The organism is Desulfotomaculum sp. 1211_IL3151 (assembly GCF_036763075.1).
Classification (GTDB): Bacteria; Bacillota; Desulfotomaculia; order Desulfotomaculales; family Desulfotomaculaceae; genus Desulfotomaculum.
The window spans coordinates 1-11,351 of sequence record NZ_JBAIYV010000033.1 but is presented as its reverse complement, the minus strand read 5'-3'; the positions used below and the strand labels follow the sequence as shown (position 1 = coordinate 11,351).

Below are 11,351 nucleotides of genomic sequence, written 5' to 3'. Positions count from 1 at the left end.
TGTTCCTGCTGAAGGTTATGTCCCAACATATACAAGAACTGATTTTACGGATACCTTACATGATGTATTTGGGTTTAGAACGGATTATCAAATTGTTAGTTTGAAAGAAATGAAAAATATTTTCAGGGACACGAAAAAGAACAAAACAGTACGCAGTTTTTAAACATTAAAAAAACTCTGGAATGCCCTATTTGCAAGGCTTCCCGGAGTTTTTCTTTAGTTTAAGTGTCAAATATAGGATGTTAACAGAAATAAAAAGACAAGTCAACAAAAATCTATATTTGCGACAACCGTTACAATAACCTTACATTTTGCCACTATTTATTGCTAGTTGTCAACAAGCCCTGTATAATTAAAAAAATAGGTTAGTTGTAAAATTGTGGTAAGGGGAGGTGTGAGCTTGCGTCCAGTGGTTAACGAAGAAACATGTATTGCCTGTGCTACATGTGAAGGTGTATGTCCGGCTGACCCCAATGTCTTTGAGGTAAGGGATGTATCAAAAGTAGTAAACCCAGATGCCTGCACGGAATGCGGCGCATGTGTGGATAATTGCCCTACAAGTTCAATTCAACTAATTGATTAAAGGGGGATATAATATGTTTTGCAACCAATGTGAACAGACTGCCAAGGGTGTTGGCTGTACCGTAGTTGGTGTATGCGGCAAAAAACCGGAAGTTTCCAATTTACAAGATCTACTATTACATACAGTGAAGGGTCTGTCCCTTTATGCAGCAGAAGGTCGAAAAGTAGGAGTGGTAGATGCCGCTGTAAATCATTTTACAGTGGAAGCTATTTTTTCCACACTGACAAACGTAAACTTTGATGCTGCTCGCTTTCAAAAGCTAATTAATCAGGGTATGGAACTCACTGAAGGGATGAAGGAAAAGGTAGCCGCTGCAGGTGGCAATACTACCTTTGCCGATCCCTCTGCCAACTTGAAAATAGCGCAGGATTTAGAAGGTTTAATCAAACAGGCTGAAGAGCTGGGTCATGTAGTAAGTAAAGATGCCGATACAGATATTCAATCCCTCCAGCAAACCCTTGTTTATGGGCTAAAGGGTATTTCCGCCTATGCAGACCATGCCAAGATTCTAGGTCAGGAAGCGGATAAGGTGTATGCCTATATCCATGAAGCAATGGCAGCACTGGCCAATAAAGAACTTGGTTTGAACGATTGGGTGGGCTTGGTTCTCAAATGCGGTGAGGCCAACCTCTGGGCTATGGAATTGCTGGATGCAGCCAATACCGGTAAATTTGGTCATCCAGTACCTACCGAAGTTCCACTGGGACATAAAAAGGGTAAGTGCATCCTGGTATCCGGGCACGATTTGCTGGATCTTGCGAATCTTCTTGAGCAAACCGTGGGCAAGGGAATCTACGTTTACACCCATGGTGAGATGCTCCCCACCCATGGTTATCCTGAGTTAAAGAAATATAAGCACTTCTATGGCCATTTTGGAACTGCCTGGAACAATCAAAGAAAGGAATTTCCCACTTTCCCAGGGGCAATCCTAATGACCACCAACTGCATTCAAGATCCCCAGGCCTATATGGAAGGTATTTTCACTACCGGACTAGTTGGTTGGCCCGGTGTAACGCACGTTAAAAATGGTGATTTCTCGGCAGTGATTGAAAGGGCTCTGGCTATGCCTGGTTTCGAGGAAGACGAAGATAAAGGCAGCGTGCTGGTAGGCTTTGCCCGCAATACCGTGATGAGTGTAGCAGATAAAGTAATTGCCGGAGTCAAGGAGGGGGCCATCAAGCATTTCTTCTTAGTTGGTGGCTGCGATGGTGCCAAGGCTGGCCGCAGTTACTATACCGAGTTTGTGGAAAAGGCACCCCAAGACACAATCATCCTTACCCTGGCCTGTGGTAAGTTCCGTTTCTTTGACAAGAAACTAGGTGATATTGGTGGTATTCCTCGGTTGCTGGACGTTGGTCAGTGCAATGATGCTTACTCTGCCATTCAAATTGCCGTGGCCTTGGCCAATGCCTTTGAGTGCGGCGTAAATGATTTACCACTTTCCCTGGTACTCTCCTGGTATGAACAAAAGGCAGTGGCTATTTTACTGACATTATTACACTTAGGAATTAAGGACATTCGGTTAGGACCCAGCTTACCGGCCTTTATTTCACCCAATGTCCTGGATGTACTAGTCAAGAATTTCAACATTAAGCCGATTACCACTGCGGAAGCGGATTTAGCAGCTATCTTGGGTTAAAAGCTTTATAAATACATTGAAATAGGACTTGGGGTATTTGCCCCAAGTCTTTTTTCAAAAAAGAACATGGCATTTAAGCTATTGGTTAATACCAAAAAATATTTTCAGAAACCTTTTATCTGGAATAATCTGTCTAGAGTTGCCAGTTCGTTTACTATATATTAATTATAAGGAGGTGAGGTCGGCGGGGTAATGAAGAAAAAACTTATGTGGTTAGCTGCTTTTGGTTTTATCAGCTTTGCTTTGATGCTGATAACAAAGGTTCCTGCTCTTGGGTTAGACAAGGCAGAGTTTTGCGGCCAATGTCATGTTATGGATGAACAGGTAGACACATATTTACATTCAGCACATAGGTCAGGAGCTACCTGCGGGGATTGTCATATTCCCCATAGCCTGGTGTACGGTGCTACCTATAAAGCATATACCGGAACAAGGGACATCGTTGCTGTCGTCACGGACACTGCTCCCAAGGAAATTAGAGTGACAAAACTAGGCAAAGACATTCTTCAAGAAAATTGTTTAAGATGCCACGGACAAATGCTGGAGCTAGTGGGGGACACGAAAAGGGACGGTGGAAAATATTGCTTCGATTGTCACCGCAGTACCCCGCACCAGAAATGATGAGAGGGGTGGTTATTTAAATTGATTCCAAAAGAATACCGTAATTTAGTTTTCTTTTCCCTGGTAGTAATCGTGATCTTGGGGGCTTCGGTATTTTATTTCTATAATGCTCATAACACAGACCTAGAGGAAGGTCCGCTTGGCGAGATTGCAGCCAATGAGGTTGATCCAGCGGTGTGGGGCAAATATTATCCTAAACATTACGATAGTTACTTGGAGAATTTTCAAAACACAGCTAAGCCATCACACTTTGAGACCAAGCCCTATATGGAACCCATCTATGCAGGCCTTGGTTATGCTGTGGAATTTAACGAACCACGGGGCCATCTCTATACGCTGGATGATATCAGAGAAGTAAACCCTAATCGCTATAAAACAGGTGCTGCTTGTAATACCTGTAAATCTTCCCAAATACCCGGGCTTATCGATAAGTACGGCGAAGATTACTACCTTAAATCTTTTGAGGAAATAAATTCACAGCTTAAGCATCCCATCGCCTGTCTTGATTGCCACGATCCTAAAACAATGGATCTGAGAATCAGCAGACCTGCCTTAATCGAAGCCTTTGAACGCCAAGGCAAGGACATTACCAAGGCCACCAGGCAGGAAATGAGAAGCCTGGTCTGTGCCCAATGCCATGTGACTTATTACTTCCGACCAGAAACCAAGAAACTAACCTTCCCCTGGGATAATGGTATTAAAGCAGATCAAATCCTCGCCTATTTTGATGAAAAGAACTATAGTGAGTGGCATCACCCGGATGCTGGAACTGGACTAGCCAAGGCAAGGCATGCCGAATATGAAATTTTCATGGGCAGCACTCACCAGTCGGCGGGGTTAGCCTGTGCGGATTGTCATATGCCCTATGTTAAGCAGGGCAATGTAAAAATCAGCTCCCACTACTGGACCAGCCCCCTAAACAACATCGAGGAAAGTTGTACCGTCTGCCACCGGGAGGGTGTGGACTGGCTTGAGAGCAGAGTCAAGGACACCCAGACAAAAACCAAAGAAATACAGGACATTGCCGGTGAGGCAGTGGTTCAAGCCATTAACGAGATAAAAGCTGCCAAAGATACCCCTGGCGTAAACCAGGAATTGCTTAAGCAGGCCCAGGATATGCATCGCAAGGGTCAATGGTATTTGGATTACGTGATGGTAACCAATGGTTACGGCTTCCACAACCCCACAGAATCAATGAATAATTTGGGCAAGGCCATCGACTATGCCCACAAAGCAATACAATTTGCTAAGGATGCCGTAAAGAATCCAGCCTAAAACCAATCCTACTGGAGTGAAATGTATTGACAGATACAAATAGCAAATTTACAAGACCTGGGGGGAAGGGAGTTATCCATCTCCTTTCCTCCATGAAAATGGGTCTTTTTCTTTTATTATTAATAGGTGCCGCATCCTCCCTCGGTAGTTTAATTCCCCAGGGCGAGGAAGCATTCTTTTACAAAAACCACTATGGGGAGTTAATGGGCGCTTTCATTTTACTATTGTCCCTAAATAAGTTGTATGGTTCTTGGTGGTTCATTCTACTGGGGGCAGTTTTTGCAACCAATATTCTATTGTGTTCGGTTAAACGTCTTAAAACACTAAACAGTATTCGGGCAGTGGGTTCAGTGGTTCTTCACCTAAGTATACTGGTTATTTTCATTGGATCACTGGTATCCGGACTAATTGGTCAAAGTGAATACCTAGAACTAGGTACAGGGGAGTCAATCGATCTTGCCACAAAGGGCTTCCCGGGATATAGCTTGCATGTTAAGGATTTTAAGATTGAGTATTATGATAACCTTGAGCCAAAGCAATACATTAGTAAGCTAACCTTATCCGGTGAAAAAAATGAGGTAAACAGTGAAATAAGTGTCAACCATCCACTCAAGGCTGAGGGCTTTACCATTTATCAGCAGAGTTATGGCTGGAAGGCCAAAGGCTATATTGACGTCGGAGGGAAAGAGCAGCAATTTGACCTGGTCAATGGTGCGGATGTAATCGTTAAGGAAAATATTAAAATGAGGGTTATCTACGTACCAGATTTTGACCCAAGCAGTGGCGATCTTCGTTCAAGGTCCCCTTTACCCAATAACCCACATCTAGCATGCGCTATCCTGCAAAATGATCAGCTGCTTGCCGTAGAAGTGATTCCAGAAGGGGCAACAAAGGAACTAGCTGGCTACCCCGTTACCTTTTCCAGCTATCGCTACTATACAGGGCTAGAGGTAAAACAAGATCCTGGTGTGAAAATTATCTACACTGGCTTTGTATTAATCGTAATAGGGTTCTTAATAAGATATCTTGCACCGTTAAAAACCGCGCAAAAAAGTGAGGTGGGGCTTTAATGGAAGGGACACTGAACCTAGCTGCTTATGGTCTGCTCTTTCTTGGTGTAGTGACGAGCCTGATTTGCCTTTGGCAGCCTAATAAAATCCTTAGCAAAATCTCTTTAGCTACAGTTGCCTTAGCTTTTGTCTGCTTAACCCTAGCACTTATTGCCAGAAGTGTTGCCAGTGGTCGGCTGCCCTTTGCAACCATGTATGAATTTACCTTTCTTTTTGCCTGGGGTATTTTATTCTTTTTCCTGATCCTAAGAACCAAGTTTGTTTCCGATCTCCTAACCTCGCTGGTTGCCTTGCTAGCAATCATTATTATTTCTTATGGCAGCACCTTGCCTTCTGATATTCGGCCATTGATGCCAGCCCTGCAGAGCTTCTGGCTAGAACTCCATGTTATCACGGCAATCGTTGCCTACGGTGCCTTTGGACTTTCCTGCTGCTTGGGTATTTTATACATGGTAAAGGAAAAAGTAGGGGATCAAGGCATGGGTAAGTCTCTGCCTGAGTTATCGAAGCTCGACAATATGCTGCACTGGTCAGTGGCCCTGGGATTTCCCTTTATGACGCTTGTCTTAATTACAGGGGCTGTGTGGGCCGAAGAAGTGTGGGGTAGATGGTGGAGTTGGGACCCCAAGGAAACCTGGGCACTGATTACCTGGTTTATCTACGCGGGCTATTTACATGCCAGGAAGACCTATGGATTGCAGGGCAAAAAGGCAGCAATGATGGCAATCATAGGTTTTGCTGCCGTATTGTTTACTTTGTTTGGCGTATCATTATTATTACCCGGTGCCCATAGCTATGTGTAAAAGGAACCCCCAAGAATAGCCCATCATACCATAGTTAAAAATGGGGGTAAATGATGGCATATGAAAATGGCTATGATGTGATGAATTACATTGGTGGCACCATTGAAAGCTATCGAGCGGATTCACATATTTTTTCAAAGGCTGCTAGCTTTTTGCATCTTTTTTTATTAAGGAAGGATTGGCCCCATTGTTATCCGGAGTTAGATCAAGCAATAACCACAATTTTGGCACAACCACTTAGTTACCTACTGGAGGAATTTGCTCAAAAATACCTGGATGATCCTAAGATGGAATGGCCAATGGATATTCCGGCAAAGTTTCAAGATGAATTTAAGGTTTTCTATTTAACAGTTAGCCCTCTTTTGGAGCAGTGTCAAGAGAATTAAAAAGTAAGAAAAGAAAACCGGACGGCAAAACCGCCCGGTTTTTAATAGTTGTTAGTCGTTAGCTTGTAGCTATCCCCAAGATCCTTTGCTGTCGCTTGGATGATACCAAAGCCGGTAGGGTGAATTCATTATTATCTAGGATTTTGGGCAATTTGTGAACCAGTACAGGTAATGGGTCCAATTACATTGGCCTGACCGCCATTAAGGAGTTGGGCAGTTACAAAATAATTTACGCTAGGTACTTTATGACAATGATCATCTTCACAGGGATTGTGAACTTTGTGGGCAAAGGGTAAATCAACGTGGGTAAAGGTTGTGGTTTGCAGGTTATCTTCGGTTGCATTAGCACTTTGGCAGCAGCTGAAAATAAGATCACGATGGTGCTTCCGATTCTCCCTAAAGATTTTAAATAATACATCCACATTATTCCCCTGTCGTGCCCCGTCCGGGGCATTGGCAATTGCTTCCCAGCCAACTGTACAAGTTAACCAAACACGGTCGCAATCATCCTCAATGCTAAGTTCGTTTTCATCAGTTAATGATGCAATGGTGGTAGGTGTGCTAGTAAGGGGTATGGAGGTAGCACCACAGGTATTACTGGGCTCCAGGGTAAAGGCTTCAAATTCAGTTAATAAACCGCGCCTTTTATTAAAGAGAGAGTTTGAGGATACAACATCGTCAGTGGTTTCTGCTAAATCTTTTTCATCCTTCGTCATAAAACAGACCTCCCCTACATAGTTTGATAATTTATATATAGTATGCAGGAGAGTTGGTATTGTGAGGGTGTTATGTAACAAATTGGCAGGTTAATTAGCTAGTAGCCATTAGCAGAAAGCTGGAAGGCAGCAAGTAAATGACCTTAATTTTAACGGTTCAACGAAGAAGAAAATTTGTGTCATCCTGAGCGATAGCGAAGAATCTTGGGTTTAACCTTTCAATGCAGAAAGATCCTTCGCTATCGCTCAGGGTGACAATTATTTATGGCAACCAGTTCTTGGTGGCTAACAGCTAATAGCTAAAAGCTAAAAGCTAAACGAATCCTTCGTGTTTTTGAATAATACCAATGGCCTTGTTGACTAGGTCATCCTTGGTTTTTAGCGTAAAGAAAAAACCGCGGTTAAAGTCTACCTCGCCTAGCTGCTCCCCAAAACCATCTGGATGAAGTGTGGAGGCAGAAAGGTAATCTGCACCCTTATGACGATCAAGCCTATCAACAAAGGGATATTCAAAACCAGCTTCCTGCAATGCTTCTGCCGCGCCGCGGGCAGCTACTCTGTCATTAAAAAAAGCATAGATGGTTCGTTCACCGGGGGATAGAGTCATGGATTACACCTCACATTGTTATTTATGGTTATTATGTCCAAAGGATTAGTTCTTTATCTATGTTTATCTTTTATACGATCTGAAATTATAATTTAATGGATGATAGTACAAGAAAAGCTAAGTTCGCGCTATCGGATATAGCGCGAACTTGGCTTTTCTAATTTGACGAAGTAGAAAGTTTCTCGCTATACTAATTTACAAGGACGAAGGATGCTGGGATACTAGGAGGGGAACATGAGAATTGGGATTGATCTAGACGGAACCGTTGCCGACAATCTTGAATTGTTGGTGGAAACAATGAATAAGTATTCTGGTAAGAGTTTGCGTGGGGAAGAAATCAACCAATATAGCTTATGTAAAGTCTACAATGTGAGCGAAGAACAATTCTTTAAATTGATGGCTGAGAAGGAAGAGGGAATTATTAAAAAGAGCCCAGTTATACCTTTGGCCAGAGAAAGTATTTATAAACTGGTTCAGCAAGACTGGGAGGTTCATATTATCACGGCCCGAAATCCCAGATATCAGGAAGTGACGGAAAAATGGTTAAGGGACTATGATATACCCTATAGCCAGCTACACCTATTAAATTCCCATAATAAATTGGCAGTTTGCCAGGATTTAAAAGTCAAACTTATGATCGAAGACAATATTCATAATGCCTATCAGCTTAATGGTGGTGGCGTTCCAGTGATATTATTTGAGGCCCCTCATAATAGGCAATGGCCCTGGCAGGGTATTCGCTGCACCTCGTGGCAGGATATTTATCAGTCAATTAATCAAATGTTTACTAAAAAACGGCCATGAGCCATGGGCAGTGAGCTTAAAGCAATAGCGATGTCATCCTGAGCGACAGCGAAGGATGACACAAAATTTTTATTCTTAGAGCATTTTAACTTTCTGCTAATAGCTAAAGGCTAAAAGCCCAAGGCCTAGGGTCATCTAACAGGGTGCCATTTATTTTCCATTTTTGATACAGGAATTATTATTTTTGTAACGAAGTGTTAAATAAAGCGTCTTAACTATATAGAAGCATGTTGGCCCAGTCGGATACCTGTCGTGCCCCCAATAGGCATCCGCCTGGTCCAACCAAGGAGGTATTGTTTTGTTAGGAAAAAGGCACCTTTTTTCGGTAGTGATTCTGATCTTTGCCATGTTAGTCGGCACTTCAGCTTGGGCGGCATCTCCCCACCTTTATAAAGATACTACAGGCCAGTGGTGGGAGCAGTCTGTGGCTGAATGTAGTGCCGCCGATTTAGTAGGTGGCAGGGGACAAGGGGTATTTGACCCCAAGGCTTCGGTATCCCAGATTGAAGCCATTGTTTTCTTAAATCGCGCCCTTGGGCATCGGGTCGCAGCGGACGATTATAATATGTCAGAAGGTGGTTACAATTTTCCGGCCGATTTCCCCGAATGGGCAAAGAAAAATATTGCCTTTGCCGCAGATAAGAAGTACATATCAAAGGCAGGAATTCCCACGATGAAACCCCAGGGTGCTGCTAGCAGGGCTGAAATAGCAGTACTTTTTGCCAATGCTTTAGGCCTCAAGGCAGATGGTTTTGAACTAACCTTTAGAGATAAGGCCCAGATTCATGAAAGTCTACAGTCCTTTGTGGCTGCAGCTGTGAAGCATGGGGTTATGTCTGGCCGCCCAGACAATACCTTTGATCCCAATGCTTCTGTGACCAGGGGTGAAATGGCGGCAATTATTTCACGCCTATTTGAAAATGGCAAGATTAACCCCAATGCTAGCAAATATTATATTGCTAAGCTCAGTAAAGTGGATACGGCTGGGCAGAAAATTACAGTTAGCAAGGATGGACAATCGAAAACCCTTGATGTTCAGACCGATACGCTATATTACTTGGATGGCAAAAAAGTAACCTTAGCTTCTTTAAAAGCAGGTGATAATTTCAGGGTAGTGGTGGATACTGCGGGTAAAGTGCTGTATCTAGCAAATACCAAGGCAAGCCCAGGCAGCAGCGTATCCATAACCACTACCTACACAGGAACCATCAAGGGCATAACCAGTGGCAGCCAATGGCTGTTGGCTTTTCAGACGGATACAGGGACATTGACTTCTTACCCATTGGTTAGTTCGGTAAAAATAACACAAAATGGTACCACAAAGGATCTAACAGCCTTAACTACTGGATCCAGTGCGGAAATTTTAGTGGCTAATGGCAGCGTTACAGAAATTAAACTGCTTAGTACGGCAGCAGATAACGGTCGTAAGGGTTATGTAGTAAACATGTATTTGGATTATTTCACAGTAAGGTATGATGATGGTACCAGTGAAGAGATCAATAAAAGCAATGTGAGTACGAATTTTTACCAGCTATCCAGGGGTCAAAGGGTGTCTATTACAAAGATCGGTAATATCGTCTCAAATATTATCCCCTTAAATGAAGCCAGCAAAATCTTTGGTGATGTAGTGAAGGTTGGTTCCTCAACTATTACCATCGAAGATGGGGACGGCTATGAGCGTTCCTTTGATTTAGCCAGCAGCTATAGGGTTAGGGATAAAGATGGAGACTCCATGGATCTGGAAGATATTGAAGAGGAAGATTTTGTAGAGGTTGAGATTAATAGCAAGAATGAAGCAGTCACAATCAAACTTAACAATAGTTCATCCTCCTCTTCAGCCTTAGAAGGTGAGGTTACCAAACTGGTTACCTCCGGTAATTGGAGAATCACCATTGAGAAAGCCGATGGAACAACTAAAACCTACGATGTGGATGACGATGCCGATGTCTATGAGGATGGAAAAAGTAGGGATTTTGATGACGTCAGCAAGGGAGATTATGTTAAGTTAAAGCTGGATAGCCGTGATGACGTTACCAGGATTGACATTCTGGATGTTGATATCATTGAGGGAGAGGTTATTGAGGTGGATGACTCAGGCAGCTGGGGCATCACCATCGAAAATTCAAGTGGCAAAGAGAAAACCTATGATGTTAACAAAAAAGTGGCTGTCTATGAAGGTAGTAAGAGCAGGGACTTTGATGATATCAGCAAAAGAGACGAAGTTAAACTAATTTTGGATAATGATAGTGATGAGGTTATAACTATTATTATTACCGATGAAACATCCAGCAGTAGTTATACAGGGACAATAACCAGTCTGACTAGCAAAAAGATAACCATCAAAGGCAGTAGTTCTAAAACCTATGACCTTGACAGTAAGGTTACCATCGAAAGGGACAATAAAGAGATTGAGTTGGAAGAGGTTCTAATTGGAGCGAAGGGAAAACTAACCCTAAAAAGTGATAAAGTTTCAAAGATTGTCATTACCGATGATGAAGACATTGAAGTTGAAGGCGAGCTTTATAGTGTTAGTTCTCGGTATATCAACCTTGAGCAAGATAATGGCAGACATAAACTATATTTTGCAAGCAAAGTGACTCTTGAAGATCGAAAAGGAAGAAGCATTGATGTAGATGACCTGGAAGATTATGAAGGATACGATGTGATCATAGAACTTAGGGATGGGGAAATAAAAACACTGGAAGTGCAATAAAGGAAAGAAGGGCGTGTTGCAAAACGTTTATTTGAAAACGTAGGGCGACACGCCCATTTTGATTCATGACAGGAAAATCATTACATCTTTGCAGGTTAGTTTCACTATTTAAGCCCCGTTTTGGGCATAACAAA

Annotated in this window: 11 protein-coding genes; 9 read left to right on the top strand and 2 right to left on the bottom strand. The window is 42.7% G+C overall.

Annotated features, from left to right (window positions below; all coding sequences use genetic code 11):
* Positions 1-400 precede the first annotated feature (400 nt).
* From V6C11_RS08115 to V6C11_RS08085, 7 genes are all read left to right on the top strand, one after another.
* Positions 401-583 carry a DUF362 domain-containing protein gene (locus V6C11_RS08115; RefSeq protein ID WP_442886055.1) on the top strand — a complete coding sequence of 61 codons (183 nt, stop codon included), beginning with the start codon at positions 401-403 and terminating at the stop codon, positions 581-583.
* Positions 584-596: 13 nt separating this feature from the next.
* Positions 597-2,222: a hydroxylamine reductase gene (hcp, locus tag V6C11_RS08110; RefSeq protein ID WP_333530638.1), complete on the top strand. Its 1,626-nt coding sequence runs from the start codon at positions 597-599 to the stop codon at positions 2,220-2,222.
* A 192-nt stretch (positions 2,223-2,414) separates the two neighbouring features.
* Positions 2,415-2,843: a NapC/NirT family cytochrome c gene (locus V6C11_RS08105; protein WP_333530637.1), complete on the top strand. Its 429-nt coding sequence runs from the start codon at positions 2,415-2,417 to the stop codon at positions 2,841-2,843.
* A gap of 21 nt (positions 2,844-2,864) precedes the next feature.
* Positions 2,865-4,118: an ammonia-forming cytochrome c nitrite reductase subunit c552 gene (locus V6C11_RS08100; RefSeq protein ID WP_333530636.1), complete on the top strand. Its 1,254-nt coding sequence runs from the start codon at positions 2,865-2,867 to the stop codon at positions 4,116-4,118.
* Positions 4,119-4,144: 26 nt separating this feature from the next.
* Positions 4,145-5,188, top strand: a complete 1,044-nt coding sequence (locus tag V6C11_RS08095) for a cytochrome c biogenesis protein ResB (protein WP_333530635.1) — start codon at positions 4,145-4,147, stop codon at positions 5,186-5,188.
* On the top strand, positions 5,188-5,991 hold the full coding sequence (gene ccsB, locus V6C11_RS08090; RefSeq protein WP_333530634.1) for a c-type cytochrome biogenesis protein CcsB: 804 nt from the start codon (positions 5,188-5,190) through the stop codon (positions 5,989-5,991). The genes V6C11_RS08095 and ccsB overlap by 1 nt, the downstream gene beginning before the upstream one ends.
* A gap of 53 nt (positions 5,992-6,044) precedes the next feature.
* Entirely contained in the window at positions 6,045-6,377 is a 333-nt protein-coding gene (locus V6C11_RS08085) for a hypothetical protein (protein WP_333530633.1), read from the top strand.
* 131 nt (positions 6,378-6,508) lie between these two features.
* Here the strand turns inward: V6C11_RS08085 and V6C11_RS08080 are convergent, their stop codons facing one another.
* Together V6C11_RS08080 and V6C11_RS08075 are read right to left on the bottom strand one after the other, a co-directional pair.
* Positions 6,509-7,093: a hypothetical protein gene (locus tag V6C11_RS08080; protein WP_333530632.1), complete on the bottom strand. Its 585-nt coding sequence runs from the start codon at positions 7,091-7,093 to the stop codon at positions 6,509-6,511.
* Positions 7,094-7,406: 313 nt separating this feature from the next.
* Positions 7,407-7,700, bottom strand: a complete 294-nt coding sequence (locus V6C11_RS08075) for a hypothetical protein (protein WP_333530631.1) — start codon at positions 7,698-7,700, stop codon at positions 7,407-7,409.
* Between the two features lie 234 nt (positions 7,701-7,934).
* Here V6C11_RS08075 and V6C11_RS08070 point away from each other — a divergent pair, with 234 nt between their 5' ends.
* Together V6C11_RS08070 and V6C11_RS08065 are read left to right on the top strand one after the other, a co-directional pair.
* Positions 7,935-8,504: a 5' nucleotidase, NT5C type gene (locus V6C11_RS08070; protein WP_333530630.1), complete on the top strand. Its 570-nt coding sequence runs from the start codon at positions 7,935-7,937 to the stop codon at positions 8,502-8,504.
* A gap of 298 nt (positions 8,505-8,802) precedes the next feature.
* A complete protein-coding gene (locus V6C11_RS08065) occupies positions 8,803-11,217 on the top strand; it encodes an S-layer homology domain-containing protein (RefSeq protein ID WP_333530629.1) in 2,415 nt (804 codons plus the stop codon).
* The last annotated feature ends 134 nt before the right edge of the window (positions 11,218-11,351 follow it).